General features: G+C 70.0%; 16 protein-coding genes, 1 tRNA gene and 1 other RNA gene. 9 read left to right on the plus strand and 9 right to left on the minus strand.

Annotation, left to right across the window (positions count from 1 at the left end; all coding sequences use genetic code 11):
* Nucleotides 1-19 precede the first annotated feature (19 nt).
* On the plus strand, nt 20-2,020 hold the full coding sequence (locus tag ASG17_RS14880; protein WP_056105388.1) for a sugar phosphate nucleotidyltransferase: 2,001 nt from the start codon (nt 20-22) through the stop codon (nt 2,018-2,020).
* A 22-nt stretch (nt 2,021-2,042) separates the two neighbouring features.
* Here the strand turns inward: ASG17_RS14880 and ASG17_RS14885 are convergent, their stop codons facing one another.
* The 3 genes from ASG17_RS14885 to ASG17_RS14895 all read right to left on the minus strand — a co-directional run bounded on the left by ASG17_RS14885 (nt 2,043) and on the right by ASG17_RS14895 (nt 4,253).
* The gene (locus tag ASG17_RS14885; RefSeq protein ID WP_056105390.1) at nt 2,043-2,993 is read right to left on the minus strand and encodes a GDP-L-fucose synthase; all 951 of its coding nucleotides are present in this window, start codon (nt 2,991-2,993) and stop codon (nt 2,043-2,045) included.
* Nucleotides 2,983-4,059, minus strand: a complete 1,077-nt coding sequence (gene gmd, locus ASG17_RS14890) for a GDP-mannose 4,6-dehydratase (RefSeq protein WP_056105391.1) — start codon at nt 4,057-4,059, stop codon at nt 2,983-2,985. The genes ASG17_RS14885 and gmd overlap by 11 nt, the downstream gene beginning before the upstream one ends.
* 119 nt (nt 4,060-4,178) lie before the next feature.
* Nucleotides 4,179-4,253: transfer RNA gene (locus tag ASG17_RS14895), tRNA-Val, on the minus strand.
* Nucleotides 4,254-4,443: 190 nt separating this feature from the next.
* On the opposite strand from ASG17_RS14895, the gene ASG17_RS14900 reads away from it, so the two are divergent.
* The gene (locus ASG17_RS14900; RefSeq protein ID WP_056105393.1) at nt 4,444-5,619 is read left to right on the plus strand and encodes a hypothetical protein; all 1,176 of its coding nucleotides are present in this window, start codon (nt 4,444-4,446) and stop codon (nt 5,617-5,619) included.
* Here ASG17_RS14900 and cpdR read toward each other — a convergent pair.
* On the minus strand, nt 5,616-5,972 hold the full coding sequence (gene cpdR / locus ASG17_RS14905) for a cell cycle two-component system response regulator CpdR (RefSeq protein ID WP_056105397.1): 357 nt from the start codon (nt 5,970-5,972) through the stop codon (nt 5,616-5,618). The genes ASG17_RS14900 and cpdR overlap by 4 nt on opposite strands.
* Nucleotides 5,973-6,088: 116 nt before the next feature.
* Between cpdR and ASG17_RS14910 the strand changes: the two genes are divergently transcribed.
* Entirely contained in the window at nt 6,089-6,904 is an 816-nt protein-coding gene (locus ASG17_RS14910; RefSeq protein WP_056105399.1) for an N-formylglutamate amidohydrolase, read from the plus strand.
* Nucleotides 6,905-7,066: 162 nt separating this feature from the next.
* Here ASG17_RS14910 and ASG17_RS14915 read toward each other — a convergent pair whose 3' ends face one another.
* Nucleotides 7,067-7,756, minus strand: a complete 690-nt coding sequence (locus ASG17_RS14915) for a DUF599 domain-containing protein (protein ID WP_056105401.1) — start codon at nt 7,754-7,756, stop codon at nt 7,067-7,069.
* A gap of 111 nt (nt 7,757-7,867) precedes the next feature.
* Here ASG17_RS14915 and ppa point away from each other — a divergent pair, with 111 nt between their 5' ends.
* Nucleotides 7,868-8,425, plus strand: coding sequence for an inorganic diphosphatase (ppa, locus tag ASG17_RS14920; protein ID WP_056105403.1), 558 nt, complete (start codon nt 7,868-7,870; stop codon nt 8,423-8,425).
* A gap of 16 nt (nt 8,426-8,441) precedes the next feature.
* On the opposite strand, the gene ASG17_RS14925 is transcribed toward ppa, so the two are convergent.
* The gene (locus ASG17_RS14925; protein WP_056105405.1) at nt 8,442-9,185 is read right to left on the minus strand and encodes a glycosyltransferase family 2 protein; all 744 of its coding nucleotides are present in this window, start codon (nt 9,183-9,185) and stop codon (nt 8,442-8,444) included.
* A gap of 77 nt (nt 9,186-9,262) precedes the next feature.
* On the opposite strand from ASG17_RS14925, the gene ASG17_RS14930 reads away from it, so the two are divergent.
* Both ASG17_RS14930 and ASG17_RS14935 read left to right on the plus strand, forming a co-directional pair.
* The gene (locus ASG17_RS14930; protein ID WP_056105408.1) at nt 9,263-10,948 is read left to right on the plus strand and encodes a glycosyltransferase family 39 protein; all 1,686 of its coding nucleotides are present in this window, start codon (nt 9,263-9,265) and stop codon (nt 10,946-10,948) included.
* Complete coding sequence (locus tag ASG17_RS14935; protein ID WP_056105410.1) at nt 10,945-11,859, plus strand: hydroxymethylglutaryl-CoA lyase; 915 nt, start codon at nt 10,945-10,947, stop codon at nt 11,857-11,859. The genes ASG17_RS14930 and ASG17_RS14935 overlap by 4 nt, the downstream gene beginning before the upstream one ends.
* Here the strand turns inward: ASG17_RS14935 and ASG17_RS14940 are convergent.
* On the minus strand, nt 11,856-13,208 hold the full coding sequence (locus tag ASG17_RS14940; protein ID WP_235560485.1) for a DUF4832 domain-containing protein: 1,353 nt from the start codon (nt 13,206-13,208) through the stop codon (nt 11,856-11,858). The two genes, ASG17_RS14935 and ASG17_RS14940, sit on opposite strands and share 4 nt — an antisense overlap.
* 89 nt (nt 13,209-13,297) lie before the next feature.
* Here ASG17_RS14940 and ASG17_RS14945 point away from each other — a divergent pair, with 89 nt between their 5' ends.
* On the plus strand, nt 13,298-13,723 hold the full coding sequence (locus tag ASG17_RS14945; RefSeq protein WP_056105414.1) for a hypothetical protein: 426 nt from the start codon (nt 13,298-13,300) through the stop codon (nt 13,721-13,723).
* A gap of 48 nt (nt 13,724-13,771) precedes the next feature.
* Here the strand turns inward: ASG17_RS14945 and ffs are convergent.
* Nucleotides 13,772-13,867: signal recognition particle sRNA small type (gene ffs, locus ASG17_RS15300), an RNA gene on the minus strand.
* Nucleotides 13,868-13,938: 71 nt separating this feature from the next.
* Here ffs and nudC point away from each other — a divergent pair.
* A complete protein-coding gene (gene nudC / locus ASG17_RS14950) occupies nt 13,939-14,847 on the plus strand; it encodes an NAD(+) diphosphatase (protein ID WP_056105416.1) in 909 nt (302 codons plus the stop codon).
* A gap of 139 nt (nt 14,848-14,986) precedes the next feature.
* On the opposite strand, the gene ASG17_RS14955 is transcribed toward nudC, so the two are convergent.
* Nucleotides 14,987-16,012: a 2'-deoxycytidine 5'-triphosphate deaminase gene (locus tag ASG17_RS14955; RefSeq protein WP_056105417.1), complete on the minus strand. Its 1,026-nt coding sequence runs from the start codon at nt 16,010-16,012 to the stop codon at nt 14,987-14,989.
* A 72-nt stretch (nt 16,013-16,084) separates the two neighbouring features.
* Between ASG17_RS14955 and apaG the strand changes: the two genes are divergently transcribed.
* Entirely contained in the window at nt 16,085-16,492 is a 408-nt protein-coding gene (apaG, locus tag ASG17_RS14960) for a Co2+/Mg2+ efflux protein ApaG (protein ID WP_056105419.1), read from the plus strand.
* The last annotated feature ends 16 nt before the right edge of the window (nt 16,493-16,508 follow it).

A 16,508-nucleotide genomic window follows, 5' to 3' on the forward strand; every position in this document is an offset into this window, starting at 1 on the left:
TCTCTGGTCTGATCGGCCCATGGGGCTCTATCCGGTGATCATGTGCGGGGGCGCGGGGACGCGGTTGTGGCCCGCGTCGCGCCCGTCGCGGCCCAAACAGTTCATTCCCTTGTCCGGCAACCGTTCGTTGTTTCAGGAGACGGCGCTGCGGGTCGCTCCGCTGGCCGAGGACGGCGGGCGGCTGATCGTCGTGGGAGGCAAGGCGCACCGGCAGGCGATCCTGGACCAGCTGGCCGAGATCGGGATCGAGGCGCAGGTTCTGCTGGAGCCCGAACCTCGCGACAGCGCCGCCGCCATGGCCGCCGCCGCCGCCTGGACCGAGGCGCGGGACGCGGCGGGCGTGAACGTCTTCGTCGCCTCGGATCACCACATCCCGGATCACGAGGGCTTCCGCGCCGCCGTGACGCGCGGCGCCGAAGCCGCGGCCGACGGACGGATCGTGACGCTGGGCGTGCGACCGACCGAACCGTCGTCGGCCTATGGCTATATCGCCCCGGAGGGGACCGACCTGTCGCCGGTCGCCGCCTTCGTCGAAAAGCCGGACCGGGCCGCGGCCGAGCGTTACATCGCGGGCGGCTACCTGTGGAACAGCGGCAACTTCATCGCGCGCGCGAATGTCCTGCTGAGCGAATTGCGGGCGGAGGCGCCGGCGGTGGAGGCGGCGGCGCGGGCCAGCCTGCCGGACGACGGGGCTGTGGTCGCCGATCTGGGCCCCGGCTTCCTGGCCGCCCCCAAGATCTCCATCGACTACGCCGTGATGGAGAAGACGACGCGGGCGTCGGTGTTGGCGGTCGATTTCGCCTGGTCTGACCTGGGCGCCTGGGACGCGGTGGCCGCGACGGGAGAGGGCGACCTGGGCGCCTTCGTCTTCGAGGACGCGGAGGGGTGCATGGCGCGCGCCTGCGACGGGGTCATGGTCGCCGCCATCGGCGTGCGGAACCTGGCCATCGTGGTCGAACGCGACGCCGTCCTGGTGTGCGACCTGTCGCGCAGCCAGGACGTCAAGAAGGTGGTCGAGCGGCTGAAGCTGGCCTCGCCGCTGCATCTGGATTTCCAGGACGCCCGGGCCGAGAGCCTGACGGTCGGCGCCGAGCGGCTGGCGCGGTGGCTGCGCCTGCGAGCCCTGCCGCTGTGGTCCGAACTGGTGTGGAGCGCGAGCGAGGGGTTCGCCGAGGGGCTGACGCTGGACGGCCGGCGGTCCCCGGCGCCGGCGCGGCCAGGCAGCCTGGCGCGGCTGGCGCGCGCCTTCGCGGAGGCCGGCGACCTGGGCTGGGGCGGGCCGTGGAACGCGCGACTGGCGGCGGCGATCACCGCCTCCGGCGGTGCGGGAGCCGGCGACCTGCGCGACCAGGCGGACCGGATGATCGCCCTGATGCAGACCAGGGCCGCCGCGCCGTCCGAGGCGGCCGGTCTGATCGCACGCGCGGCCGGCATGGATCGTCATCCGGTCGACAGCGGGCGACTGGCGGACCTTGGGCTGTTCGCCATCGAGCGCGGCGCGGCCGAACCACCCGCACTGTCGCAGGTCATGGCGGCGTCGGAGGGTGATTACGCCACCGGGCGTCTGTTTGACTGGGCGTGGTTGCGCGCGCGCGAGGCGAGCCTGCTGCGTCGGCCCGACGCGGGCGCTCTGGCGGCGGCCCTGTACCGGCGCGGCCTGGACGCGGTCGATCCGAGGCGCGGTCTGGCGCTGGAGGCGGCCGCGCCGGGTCGGGCCCAGAACCGCCGCGCCCGCCTGCGCACACAGGCGCACTGGCTGCGCGCCGCCCTGGCTTTGGCCGAGCTGACGGAGGGGCCCGAGCGCGCGCGCTATGTCGCCGACGCCGGCCGCGCCCTGACGGCCCTGTGGCGGTTCCTGAACGACGACGGCCTGTGGTTCGAGACGGTGCTGGAGGACGGCCAGCCCATCGAAGAGGTCGCCTCGGCCGCCGCCCTGGGCGACATCCTGGGCGCCCTGCGCCAGATGCACCGGTCAGCCGCGATCTGCTTCCCCGGCGGGGTGGCGCCCGGTCTGGCCTAGAAGATCAGGCGGACGCGATCCGTCAGAAGTGCTCGCGATAGACGGAGGCGATCCCGGCTCTCAGTTCGACGGCCGACGTCCAGCCGAGCGCCCTCAGACGATCGCCGCTCATCAGCTTGCGCATCGTACCGTCCGGCTTCGACGTATCCGTGCGGATTTCGCCCTCGAAGCCCACGACATCGCACACCAGACGGGCCAGATCGCCGATGGCGATGTCCTCGCCGGATCCGACGTTGACGTGCTCGAAGTCGGAATACCGCTGCATCAGGAACACGCACGCATCCGCGCAGTCGTCCGCGTGCAGGAACTCGCGCCGCGGCGTGCCCGTGCCCCAGATGGTGATATGGTCGGCGCCCGTCGCCTTGGCCTCATGCGCCTTGCGGATCAGGGCCGGCAGGACGTGGCTGGAGTTCAGGTCGAAGTTGTCGCCGGGCCCGTAAAGGTTGGTCGGCATGGCGCTGACGAAGTCGCAGCCGTGCTGCTTGCGGTACGCCTGGGCCAGCTTGATGCCGGCGATCTTGGCGATGGCGTACCACTCGTTGGTGGGCTCCAGCGGGCCGGTCAGCAGGGCGTCTTCCGGGATCGGCTGGGGCGCTTCCTTCGGATAGATGCAGCTGGAGCCCAGGAACAGCATCTTGCCGACGCCGTGCCGGTACGCCGCCTCGGTGACGTTCGCGGCGATCATCAGGTTGTCGTAGAGGAAGTCGGCCGGATATGTGTCGTTGGCCAGGATGCCGCCGACCTTGGCCGCCGCCATGAAGATGGCGTCCGGCTTCTTGTCGCCGACGAAGGCCAGGACCGCCGCCGGATCCTTCAGATCGACCTCGGCGCGGGTGGCGGTGATGATTTCGCAGTCCTCGGAGGCCAGCCGGCGCACGATGGCCGAGCCGACCATGCCGCGGTGACCGGCGACCCAGACGCGCTTGCCGGCGAGCGGGAAGATCACCGGCGCGATGGCCGCCTCATTCGCCATTGCCCCGCTGCTCCCGCGCCACGACGACCAGATCCGCCGCCACCATCTCGGCGCACAGGGCCTGCCACTTGGTCTCGTGGGTCCAGCCGAGCTTCTTCTTCGCCTTGGACGGGTCGCCGATCAGCAGGTCGACCTCGGTGGGGCGGAAGTAGCGGGGGTCGATCTCGACATAGACGCGGCCGGTCTCAGTACAGACGCCCTTCTCGTCGACGCCTGTACCTTCCCAGCGCAGGGAGATGTCGACGTTCCTGAAGGCCTCCGTGACGAAATCGCGGATGATGGTCGTCTCACCGGTCGCCAGGACGTAGTCGTCCGGCTGGTCCTGCTGCAGCATCAGCCACATGCCGCGGACGTATTCCTTGGCATGGCCCCAGTCGCGTTTGGCGTCGATGTTCCCCAGGAACAAGGTCTGCTGATAGCCCAGCTTGATGGCGGCGGCGGCGCGCGTGATCTTGCGGGTCACGAAGGTCTCGCCGCGCAGCGGGCTCTCGTGGTTGAACAGGATGCCGTTCGAGGCATGGATGCCGTAGGCCTCGCGGTAGTTCACCACGATCCAGAAGCCGTACATCTTGGCCACGGCATAGGGGCTGCGCGGATAGAAGGGCGTCGTCTCCGACTGCGGCACTTCCTGCACCTTGCCGTACAGCTCCGATGTCGAGGCCTGATAGAAGCGGGTCTTCTTCTCCAGCCCCAGGATACGGATCGCCTCCAGAATGCGCAGGGTGCCGATGCCGTCGGCGTTGGCGGTGTATTCCGGCGTGCCGAACGACACCTGGACGTGGCTCATGGCGGCCAGGTTGTAGATCTCGTCCGGCTGGGTCTCCTGGACGATGCGGATCAGATTGGTCGAGTCGGTCAGGTCGCCGTAGTGCAGGACGAACTTGGGGTTGGCCTCGTGCGGGTCCTGATAGATGTGGTCGATGCGGCCGGTGTTGAACGACGACGACCGGCGCTTCACGCCGTGGACCGTATAGCCCTTTTCCAGCAGCAGGTCGGCGAGATACGCCCCGTCCTGACCCGTCACGCCCGTGATCAGCGCGACCTTGCCCTTGCCTTCGTTCGCCATTGTTCCCCCGCTTCCCGATCCAGCGCGCCCGTCTTAGCGGCTCGCAAACGGTCCCGTCATCATGAAACGCCACAACAGCTCGCGCCGCATCGGCGCAGGCTCAGACGGTGGAGAGGAGATGGTGGACGCGACAGGGATTGAACCTGTGACCCCCTCGATGTCAACGAGGTGCTCTCCCGCTGAGCTACGCATCCGCCAAGGCGACGACTCCGGCATCCGAAGGTCGGGAAGGGCGGTCGTATAGCGGGGGCGGGCTGCGGTATCAAGCGTCTCTTTGGAATGATGGGTGGGGGACGTCCGGCTGCGTGATCGCGGCGGTGGCGCCGGGCGGTGCCGGCGGTTAGGGATGACGACATTACCCAGCCTTGGGGGAGGCCGCCGATAATGACCAGCGAGGAGACGGCGCCGGCGCCGCTGGCGATCGGGCTGGTGCGCGGCGCGGCCGTGGCGGTGCGCCTGCATGGGTCGGCGGGACGGCCGCCGGTGCTGATCGCGCAGACGGCGGCGGGCGAGATCAGCCTGCCGTTGCTGGAGGTCCGGGGCGGGCATCTGCGGGCGCTGAGGGCGTTGGGAGATGCACTGTCGGCCCGGGCGCGGCGACGGCTGAAGCGGGCGCCGGACCGGATCGACCAGGTCTTCGCCCTGCCCGGCGGCCTGATCAAGCGGCTGGAGGTGCAGCTGGACGACGGAACGCACGTCGATTGGGCGAGCACCGAAGGCGGGCTAGGCGATCTTCTGCCGACGGACGAAGAGACCTTCCGGGCGGCGCTGAGCTTCGGCAGTCGTCGCCACGCGGACCCCGAGACGGTGCGGTTCGTGACCGGCCAGGTGCTGCGCGGACCGGGGGTGGCGCAGACGCCGGACGGCTATCAGGACGGCTATCTGATCAACGCCTTCGTCATCCACCTGTACAAGTCGATCGAGCTGGACCGGCACGATCCGCCGGAGTGGACGCAGGCCGTGTTCGAGCGGATGAACGCCGTGCTGGCCGCCATGCCGACCACCGGCGTGGGGGTGCGCAGCGACGTGGAGCAGCTGTTCGTCTCGATGCGGATGGCGCTGTGGCAGATGCACATGGGCCGCGGCGAGGTCGATGCGGCCCAGGCTCGGCTGGACGAGGTCGTGGCCTATCACGACCTGTCCATCGACCGGATCGTCAACTGCAACCGCAGCTACAACCTGGCCAAGTCGATGTTCATGGCGGGGCTGCTGGCCCTGGCCCGCGACGAGGCCGATCTGGCGGGCCGGCTGTTCGAAAACGCCGCCGACGTGTTCCGGCGCGGCGTGGCGGCCGTGCGTCCGCGCACGGGCAACCTGACCTGGTTCGCCGAGATGGCGGCCACGCATCAGGTCGCCATCCACGCCATGACGCTGCTGCGGCGCCTGATCGAGGGGGCGCCGATCGCGAAGGAGACGGTGCTGGAGATGGCGCCGGCGGCGGTGCGGGTCGAGGACGCGGCCTATCTGGAGCGGCTGAAGGCGTCGCTGGCCTCGGCCTGGGTCGAGCCAAGGGCGCAGGCCTTTACGCCCTATGCCGATCCGGAGCTGGAGACCGCCTAGGCGGCGACCATCCGTTCCACTTCGTTGACCAGGTCCCGCAGGTGAACGGGCTTGGACAGGACCTTGGCCTGGGGCGAGGCCTGGGCGGCGGACAGGGCGACGGCGGCGAAGCCGGTGATGAACATGATGCGCAGGCCCGGCTGGCGCGCGGCGGCGATGCGGGCCACCTCGATGCCGTCGGCGCCCGGCATGACGATGTCGGTCAGCAGCAGGTCGTAGGGGCCGTGCTCCAGGGCGTCGATGGCGTCGTCGCCGTTCTCGCAATCGACCACCTGATGGCCGGCGCGCTCCAGCGCACGGGTCAGGAAGCCGCGCAGCGATCCGTCGTCTTCCGCCAGCAGAATGCGCGCCATGTCCGAAACCGTCCCCGTGAAGTCGAGCGTCACGCTAGGCCCGAAGCGGTAAACCGCCCATGAAAATCACCGGTCGCGCATTGGGGCCGGGCGCGCGGAGGACTAAGCGTCTGGGGATGGATTCGTCGGCCACGCCCGTGTTCGAGATCGAGGCGGCGGCCACGCCCGGCCCGCTGGTCTTCGCCTCGCCCCACTCGGGCGACCGCTATCCGGCCGACATGCGGCCACGCGCCGACTTGCCCGAGCGCAGTCTGCGAAGCGCCGAGGACGCCCTGGTCGACCGGCTGATCGCCACGGGGCCGTCGCAGGGCGCCGCCCTGATCCGGGCGCGGATCGGCCGGGGCTATGTCGATCTGAACCGCCCGCCGGACGCGCTGGACCCGCTGCTGATCGAGGGCGTGGAGGGGACGACCTGTCCCAAGACTCGGGCCGGGTATGGCGTGGTGGCGCGGCTGACCGGCGATGGACAGGCCTTCTACGACCGGCGGCTGACGATGCAGGAGGTCGAGGCCCGGCTGGCGTTCGCCCATGCGCCGTATCACGCGGCGCTGGCGCGGCTGATGCAGTCGGCGCGCGAGCGGCACGGCCGGGCGGTGCTGGTGGACTGGCACTCCATGCCCGGCGCAGCGGGGCCGGACGTGGTTCTGGGCGACCGGCATGGATCGTCGTGCGGCGCACGGCTGACCCGGCGGGTGCGGACCCTGTTCGAGCAGTGCGGGTGGAGCGTCGCGCTGAACCACCCCTATGCCGGCGGGTGGTGCACAGAGGCCTGGGGCCGTCCTGACGAGGGGTATGAGGCGATCCAGATCGAGATCCGGCGCGGCCTCTATCTCGATCCGGTCGCCGGCGGGCCGGGCCATGGCTATGAGCGGCGGCGCAAGGACGTGGCGCGCGTCATCGCCGGGCTGTGCGCCGAGCGATGGGACCGCTAACGCCAAGAAAAAAGCCGCGCCCGAGGGCGCGGCATAAAGTCTATAGGGAGGAAACGCCCAGGAAGGGCAAGACGCCCGGAGGCGTCACAGGCATAGTTAGGTTGCAGCGCACAAACGTCAAGCGGTTATTTCGCAAGTGCGTTCACGCAAGGTTACGCTTGATCACATATCGTCGTCGAGCAGGCCCCGCGCATCGCGGATCGCCTTGGCCGCCGGCGAACCCTGCTGTCGCCAGACCAGCAGGCTGAACGCCCAGATGACCCCGCCCGCCAGCCAGAGCGGGCCGAACAGCCAGGTCGCCGCCGCCAGCGCGAAGTAATAGCCCCGCACGCCCTGGCTGAAGGACGCCAACGCCGGGTTCAGCAGGCGCGCCGTCGCCTGCCCGAATGCGATGCGGTCACGCTTTCCCTCGATCTCGGGCGCCGCGCCGATGAGGGCGACGGTGTAGTTCATCTGGCGGATCGACCAGATGAAATCCATCAACCCGCGCGCCAGGCAGACCAGGACGAGGGCGAGCTTGGCTTCGAGCAGCGGGATCGACACGGACTCGGCGCCGACGGCGGCAAAGCCGCGCAGCGCGCTCTCGCCGCCGAACAGGATGCCCGCCACGGCCGCGATCAGCAGCAGGTTGGTCGAGGCGAAGAATGAGGCCGAGTTGATGGTGTGGCCCATCAGCTGGCTGTCCAGCAGCCGCACCTCGCGGCCCGTCATCGCCGCCATCCAGGCGTGGCGGATGTGGACCATGTCGGCGTTCAGCGTGCCCCAGCGTCGGCCGACCGCCTCCATCGCCGGCCCATAACCGAGCCAGCAGAGGATGAAGAGCGTTGCGGCGAACCAGTCGAGCGAAGTCATTGCGCGCTTACCTTAGCGGCTCGCCCGCCAGGCGGCCACGCTTGCCGTCGCTACCGTCAAAGTCTATCAACGCCGCCTTCCTATTTCGCAGTTGCACAATCCGAGCCCATCATGAACCTCGACGCCATTCCCGCCGGCCCCAACCCGCCGTGGGACCTGAACGTGGTGATCGAGATTCCCCAAGGCGGGCTGCCGGTCAAATACGAGATGGACAAGGCCTCGGGCGCCCTGTTCGTCGACCGTTTCCTGCATACGGCGATGTACTATCCGGGCAACTACGGCTTCATCCCGCACACGCTGTCGGACGACGGCGACCCCTGCGACGTGATCGTGCTGAACCCGACGCCGGTGGTGCCGGGCTGCATCATCCGCTCGCGCCCGATCGGCGTGCTGAAGATGGTCGACGAGGCCGGCGGCGACGAGAAGATCCTGGCCGTGCCGGTCGACAAGCTGAACCCCTACTACACCGACATCGCCAGCTATCGGCAGCTGCCGGCGATCCTGGTCGAGCAGATCGAGCACTTCTTCACCCGCTACAAGGATCTGGAGAAGGGCAAGTCGGTCACGGTCAAGGGCTGGGGTGACGCCGGCGAGGCCGCCGAACTGATCGCCCTGGGCATCAAGGCCCATCAGGACAAGCTGAAGTCCAAGGCGGCCAACGCCGCCTGACCCGGGGCCTTTCGGCCTAGACCTCGCTGACCGGACCCGGCTGACGCAGCCGGGTCTTCAGCCACATCACGCCCAGCAGATCCGACACCGAGGCCTTCAGCCGGCCCAGGTTGGTGTATTTCGACACCCCGCTGTCGCGGCCGCGGTGGCTGACGTCCAGATAGAGGTTGCGATAGCCCTCGCGGATCGTCAGCGCCGGCAGGTAGCGGTGGATGTGATCGAAGTAGGGCAGCGCCAGAAACACGTCGCGCCGGAACGCCTTCAGGCCGCAGCCGGTGTCGTCCGCGTCGTCGTTCAGCAGCCGCCTGCGGATGCGATTGGCCCACAGGGAGGCCTGGCGCTTTGCGCCCGTGTCCTGACGCTTGACCCGCCGCCCACCGACCAGCGCCACATCGTCCGGCGCCGCGATCAGGGCGTCGGCGAGACGAGGCGCGTCCGCGGGCGGATTCTGACCATCGCCGTCCAGCGTCACCACGATCGGCGCCCGTGCGGCGCGCACGCCGGTGCGCACCGCGCGGCTCTGCCCCGCATTCTTCGTGTGGGCCAGCACTCGCAGCGTCGGCAGCTCGGCCTTCAGCGCCTGCAGTTCCGCCAGGGTCGCATCCTTGCTGGCGTCATCGATGAAGATCATCTCGTAGGACCGGCCCGCAAAGGCCTCGGCGATCTCGCGCGCCAACGCCGGGGCGGCGCCCGCCTCGTCATGCACGGGCACGACGACGGAGATGTCGGGAAGGGCGGAAGATGCAGGACGTCGGGCCATGCGAGGCTTCCTAGCGGCAAAAGGTTCGCGAGGGGAGACGGCTGACGACACGCTGGGGCGCGTGGTACGACGGGCGGATGACGCGCCTCGATATCAAGTCCTGGGACTTCGACCAATGGATCGCCGGCTGGCGCGGCCCCGCGCTGGCCGCCCTGGTCGCCCTGGTCGCGGGCCTGCCCAGCCTGATGCTGCTGCCGCCCCTGGACCGCGACGAGAGCCGGTTCGCCGAGGCCACGGCCCAGATGCTGGAGAGCCGCGACTTCGTGGACATCCGCTTCCAGGAGGAGCCGCGCTACAAGAAGCCGGTCGGGATCTACTGGATGCAGGCTGCTGCCGTGGCCGTGACATCCAACGCGGCCGAACGCGACATCCGACCCTATCGACTGCCCAGCCTGTTCGGCGCGATGATCGCGGCGGCGGCCGTGGTCTGGGCCGGCGCCGCCCTGTTCGGACGCCGCGCGGGCTTCCTGGCCGGCGCCATCCTGGGCGCGACCTTCCTGCTGTCGTCCGAGGCCGGGATCGCCAAGACCGATGCGATGCTGTGCGCCTCCGTCACCCTGGCGATGGCCGCCCTCTCTCGGATCTACATGGCCTGCCGGGCGGGCGAGGCGCCGGATCGACGACACAAGTTCCTGTTCTGGCTGGGCCTGGGCGTCTCCATCCTGGTGAAGGGGCCGATCGGCCTGCTGGTCGTCGGACTGGCCGTCATCGCCCTGACCGTCTGGGATCGCGACGCCCGCTGGCTGAAGAAGCTGGGCTGGGGCTGGGGGCTGCCGCTGACGCTGCTGATCGTCGGACCGTGGGCCATCGCCATCACCATCGCCACGGACGGCGACTTCTGGCGCGAGGCGGTCGGCCACGACCTGGGCGGCAAGATCACGGGCGCGCAGGAAAGCCACGGCGGCCTGCCGGGCATGTATGTGCTGCTGTCGCCGCTGCTGCTGTTTCCCGTCACCCTGCTGCTGCCCGCCGCCGTGTCGACGGCCTGGTCGCGTCGCAACGACCCGGCGGTGCGCTTCGCGGTCTGCTGGCTGGTCCCCGGCTGGCTGATGTTCGAGCTGGCCCCGACCAAGCTGTGGCACTACACCCTGCCCACGTTCGGCGCGATCGCCCTGCTGGCGGCGGCCGCGCTGGCGCAGCCCATCGGCAGGCTGTCGCGCGTGATCGGCGCGGGCCTGGGGCTGTTCGCGGCCGTGGTCATCAGCGCCATCGCCATCTACGGCCTGACCGAGTTCGGCTCTTCCACCGCACAGACCTGGGCGGCGATGACGGTGGTCTTGGCCCTGGCGGCCGGAGCGATCGGCGGCTTCCTGCTGCTCAACAAGGCGCCCCTCGGAGCCGTCGCATACGCTTTGGGGCTGGGCGTCCTGGCCCACGCCTGCCTGGCCGGCGAGATCCGCCAGTTGCGGCCATTGTCGATCGCGCCCCGACTTGAACGCGCCTTGCAGGACGCCGGCATCGACCCGCGTCAGGGCCGCGTCGCCGGACCGGTCGCCATCACCACCTTTCATGAGCCCAGCTTCGTCTTCCTGCAGGGCCGCGACACCCAGCTGACGGACGCCGAGGGGGCCGCGCGGGCCCTGTCGGAAGGCCGCCCCGCCATCGTGGAGGCTCGCGACGCCGACGCCTTCCGACATGCCGCCGCGCGCTGGGGCGTGGCCGGGCGCGCGACCGGCGTGGTGACGGGCCATAACTATTCTAGCGGCGACGACGTCAGCCTGACGGTCTACGCCCCTCCGTCGCCGGTGCGAGCGGCGCGATGAGCCGCTTCATCCAGATCGTCGAGGTCGGCCCGCGCGACGGCCTGCAGAACGAGAAGGCCGTGCTAGACCCCGCCATCCGGGCCGCGTTCACGCGGCGGCTGGAGGCCGCCGGCGCGCGCCGCATCGAGGCCGCCAGCTTCGTCCACCCCAAGTACGTGCCCCAGATGGCCGGCGCAGAGGATGTCATGGCCGCCCTGCCGGCCGAGGCAGGTCGCAGCCGCATCGGCCTGGTGCTGAACGCGCGTGGCTATGACCGCGCCGCGGCCACGGCCGTGGACGAGATCAACGTCTCGGTCTCCGCCACGGACGGTTTCGGCCTGAAGAACCAGGGTCTGTCGGTGAAGGACCAGCAGGTCATGCTGGAAGAGATCGTCGCCCGCCGCCACAACGCCGAGCCGGGCGGCGCCGCGCCGTCGCTGTCGGTGACGATCTCCTGCGTCTGGGGCTGCCCCTTCGACGGGGAGGTGTCGGTCGATCAGGTCGCCGAGCGCGTCGCCGCCATCGCCGCCCTGGGCTTCGACGAGATCGCCCTGGCCGACACCATCGGCGCGGGCGATCCCTGGGCCGTCACCAAGAAGGTCGAAGCCGCCCGCAAGGCCGCGCCGGACGCGGTCCTGCGTCTGCATTTCCACGACACCCGCAACACCGGCCTGGCCAACGCCTACGCCGGGGTCGAGGCGGGGGTGGACATCCTGGACGCCAGCTGCGGCGGCATCGGCGGCTGCCCCTTCGCGCCCGGCGCCACCGGCAACATCGCGACCGAGGACCTGGTCTACATGCTGGAGCGGGCCGGGTTCGAAACCGGCTACGATCTCGGCGCCCTGATCGACACCGCCGGATGGATCGGCGAGCAGCTCGGCATCCGCCCGCCCTCTCGCCTCAGCCGCGCCGGGCCGTTTCCGAAGGCCTAGTCGACCGTGATCTCCACGCCCAGGGCGAAGGCGCCGAGCGCGGCGTCCCACCCCTGCCTCCGGGCGGCGTCGTCCGCATTGGCGAAGCGGATGGCATAGCGGGCGTCCCCCGCCAGTCGGGGATCGGCGTCCGGCAGGGCCAGCAGCACCCGCCAGCGCCCGGGCGCCAGATCGACCGGCGACGTGACGCCGAGCCCCGCCGCCGTCTCGCCCGGCCCCCAGTCGCGCGCATCGACGCTCGCCGTCGGCAGACGCCGGACCTCGCCCGTTTCGGCATGGACCAGCACGATCTCGACGGGCCGCGCGTTCATCGGCCGGGACCAGCCCAGGTTCTGCACCGCCAGCGAAACCTCGAACCTCGCCCCCGGCGTGGTCCGGTGTGGAACCTCGGCCGCGCCGAGCGCGAAGCGATACCCCATCGAGCGCCGGACCTGATCCATGCAGCCCCCGGCGATCCAGCGCTCATGGAAGGCGCGTCGGTAATAGCTGTCGTTCAGATAGGTCAGGTTGAACGCGGCCCCTTCGCCCAGAATATCGGCGCAGTCCGCCCGAGGCCGCGCGCCCGCCTCGTCGGCCGGATTGCAGGTCTCGCCGCCGAAGGGCGCGATGTCGCCCAGCGCCTGCATCACCGCCCGTTGCCGCGCCCGCAGGGCCGGGTCTTCGTCATAGGTGCCCACGTCGGTGTCGCTGGCCAGGAAGCAGTCGTTGTGGAACCCGACCCGTCCCTCCGGCCGGGCCCGCCAGGCGATCAGGTCGGGCGGATAGCGGAACTGGACGAACCGCCCCTGCGGGACCGCCGCCATCAGGGCGTCCTTCACCCTCAGCTTGTTCTCAGGCGTCGCCAGGCCGTTGCTGGACGTGTGCCATTCGCCCCAGGCCCCGATCAGCCCGGCCTGGACCACCGCGATGACGTCCTGATTGGCGGCGAACACCGGCGTCAGCTGCGCCAGATGTCGTTCCACGATCGCCAGCGGCGCGTCACGCGCATCACGGTATCCGGTCTCGCCCTGGGGATCGTTGTAGGACGCCCGTACGATCAGCTTGATCCCGGTCCGCCGCGCCCGCCCGAAGGCGGCGTCCAGCGCCTGGATTTCGCTCTCCGGCAAGGCCGCCTCGCGCCACGGCTCCAGGTCGATCTTCACGTAGACCAGCCGGAAACCGGCCGCGAAGGCTTCGGCCATATCGGCCCCGCTCGCCCGCGCCAGATCGGGCCCGATCACCCGGTAGAAGCCGCGTTCGGGATTGGGCCAGTCGGCCTCGCTGGCGACGAACGTCACCGTCTGGACGTCTTGCGCCCGCACCGCCGTCGCCATCGCCAGGGCGGCCAGAAGGATCAGCCAGAAGCGCATCATGTCCTCAACCGTAGCCGTATGGAGCGAACCAAGGTATGCATCGTTAACAAGCTCGACCGTTCGGGTGCGAATGAGGAAGCCGCGCCATGCTGATCGCCATTCCCCTGCTGATGATCCCTGTCATCATCTATAACCTGGTGGTCCTGGTCGGCGCCGGCGGCAGCGGCGGGATGGCGGCGGCCGACGCGGTGCTGCGCGACCCCATGTTCTCCATCCCCATGGCCTCGGGCGCCAGCTGGAATGTTGGTTCGGGCGACTTGATCCTGTTCCTGTCGCTGATCCTGCTGTTCTTCGAGCTGCTGAAGTCCACCTCCAGCCAGAAGGTGGCGATCGTCAACCACGCCTTGTCGATGGTGCTGTTCGTTGTCGTCCTGATCGAGTTCCTGCTGATCCGCGGCTTCGCCACCTCGACCTTCTTCCTGATCGTCATCATGGTCCTGCTGGACGTGCTGGCCGGCTTCATCGTCACCATCATCTCGGCCCGCAAGGACCTGGACTTCGGCGGGGCGTGACGACGCGCGCGCTCTGACGAGCGGGCGTTCAGACTTGACGATGCAAGGGAAGTAGAGACCGCGCGACCCGAAGGGGAATTCGTTGTGGCTGCTGCCTTCCGGCCCTGACCAGGTTGGCGAAGCCTTCGCCCGCGCGATCTCCAAGGCCGATATGGCGCGGCGGCGACTTCAGATCAAGCCTCCCGCCTGCGACCGAGCGGCGCTAGAAGCGGATCATGCCCTTCACCGCCAACACCTTCGCCGGCAATCCCCTGGACCGGGCGGGCGACCGCCGCAGCGATCCGGCCTGGCTGGCAGCGCAGGCGGCGGGCCCCGGCGCCCTGGCGCTGGCGTTGCACGAGGGCCGCGTGCTGATCGAGGCGCACCCCGAGGGACCGCGCCTGGCCTGGCTTGATCTGTCGATGGCGCGCGATCTGGCGCCGGGACGCGAGGCCTTTCTGGGTCTCTGGAAGGACGCGCCGGTCTTCGCCGTCGACCTGACGGAGGAAATCCCGAGCCTGGGCGAGTTCATCGACCTGCGCACCGCCGCGTCCGTGCTGTCCGGCCCCGATGCGGCGATGGCGGGGACGGCCAAGAGCCTGTTCGACTGGCGCAACCGCCACGGCTTCTGCGCCCGTTGCGGCCAGAAGACCGCGGACGCCTCGGGCGGATGGAAGCGGATATGCCCCGCCTGCGGCGCCGAGCATTTCCCGCGCGTCGATCCGGTGACCATCATGCTGCCGGTCTACAGCGGCGGGGCCGAGCCGAAATGCCTGCTGGGTCGCCAGGCCGCGTGGCCGGCGGGCCGGATGTCGGCCCTGGCCGGGTTCGTCGAGCCCGGCGAGACCATCGAGGAAGGCTGCGCCCGCGAGATCGCCGAGGAGGCCGGCCTTACGGTCGTCGCCGCCCGCTATCACTCCAGCCAGCCCTGGCCCTTCCCGTCCCAGCTGATGATCGGCCTGATCGCCGAGGTCTCGGACGACGAGGCCCGCCCCGACCAGACCGAGCTGGAGGCCGTCGCCTGGTTCACCCGCGACGAGGCCCGCGCCGTGCTGGACGGTCGCCACCCGGAGGTGAAGGCGCCCCCGCCCTTCGCCATCGCGCACACGCTGATTAAGGCGTGGGTGGAGGGGTTTGAGGTCTAGGCGCGGAACGCTCTCCGCCCCCTGGGCGGAGACAGCGAGCGTCAGCGAGCAGAGGCGGGCAGGTTCAGAGCGCGACCCTTCGGACCCGCCTCTGGCGCCTTCGGCGCCTGTCTCCGCCCAAGGGGCGGAGAGCGATCGTTCAGCCCCACGTCCTGAAGTGCTTCGACAGTTTCAGGCCCTGCCGCTGGTAGTGGCTGCCGCCCTCGCCATAGAGCCGCGTCGGCCGCTCGGTCAGCGGCTCATAGACCAGCCGCGCCACGATCTGCCCGTGCTCCAGCAGGAAGGGCGTGTCGTGCGTCCGCACCTCCAGCACTCCGCGCGAGCCCTTACCGTGCGCCTCGTCCACCCCGAAGCCAGGGTCGAAGAAGCCGGCGTAGTGGACGCGGAATTCGCCCACCGACGGGTCGATCGGCGTCATCTCGGCGGCCTGCAGCACCGGGATCTCGACCGGTTCGCGCGAGGCCAGGATGTAGAATTCGCCCGGGTCCAGCAGCAGCTCCCCGCGCTGGGCCTGCAGGGGCTCCCAGAAGTCGCGGGGGTCGTGACCATCTTCGCGGTCCATATCGACCACCCCGGCGTGACGCCGACCGCGATAGCCCACCACGCCGTTCTCGCCGGACTGCAGGTCGACGCCGACGCTGCGGGTCTCAAGCTTGGGCGTCTCGCCGGTCTTGAGCCGAAGCTGGTTCAGCCGCGTGCCCGGCCGCACCAGGATGGAGAAGGTCTGGGGCGCGATCTCCAGATAGAGCGGCCCGTCATAGCCCGCCGCCACGTCGTCGAAGGCGTCGCCCCGGTCGGTCAGCAGGCGCACGAAGACGTCCACCCGGCCGGTCGAGCTCTTGGGATTGGCGCGCGCGGTCAGGCCGGCGGGCAGGCTGAGACGCTCCTGCAAACGTGCGATGTAGACGCAGCCCTTTTCCAGCACCACGCCGTCATCGGTCAGTTCGATCCCGTGCATCGTCACGTCGGCCAGCCGTTCCTCGACCGTGCGGCGGCCGGGCAGGAAGCTGGCGCGCACCCGCCACGCCCGGTCGCCAAGGCGCAGGTCCAGGCTGGCCGGCTGGACCTGGTCGGCGTCGAAGCGGGTCTGGCTGGCCACCGCGCCGGTGGCGATCAGGGTCTCGATGGCCTGGCAGGGCAGGATGCCGATGGGGGTCTCGCTCATGCGCCTTGCCATACACGGTTTCAGATATGAGGCCACGCTTGCGTCGGCCGACGAGCAGCGCGACGCTGACGCATGCACGACCAACCCGCCTATGAGGCCCGGACCCGCGACGTCGTGGTTCGCGTCCGCCCCAGCTATCTGGCCGGCCAGTCCGACCCCGAGGGCGGTCGCTGGGTCTGGGCCTACCATGTCGAGATCGAGAACCAGGGCGGCCAGACCCTGCAACTGCTGGCGCGGCGCTGGAGCATCGTCGACGGCCTGGGCCGCACCGAGGAGGTGCGCGGGCCCGGCGTCGTGGGCGAGCAGCCCGTCATCGGCCCCGGCCAGCGCTTCGCCTACGCCTCCGGCTGTCCCTTAGGCACCCCCAGCGGCTCGATGAGCGGCGGCTACTACATGGCCGACGAGGCGGGCGAGACCTTCGAAGTGGAAATCCCCGCCTTCTCGCTCGACGTGCCGGACCCGAGGCGGAAGCTGAACTGAGCCCTTCTCCCCTCGG

Source organism: Brevundimonas sp. Leaf363, assembly GCF_001424025.1.
Lineage (GTDB): Bacteria > Pseudomonadota > Alphaproteobacteria > Caulobacterales > Caulobacteraceae > Brevundimonas.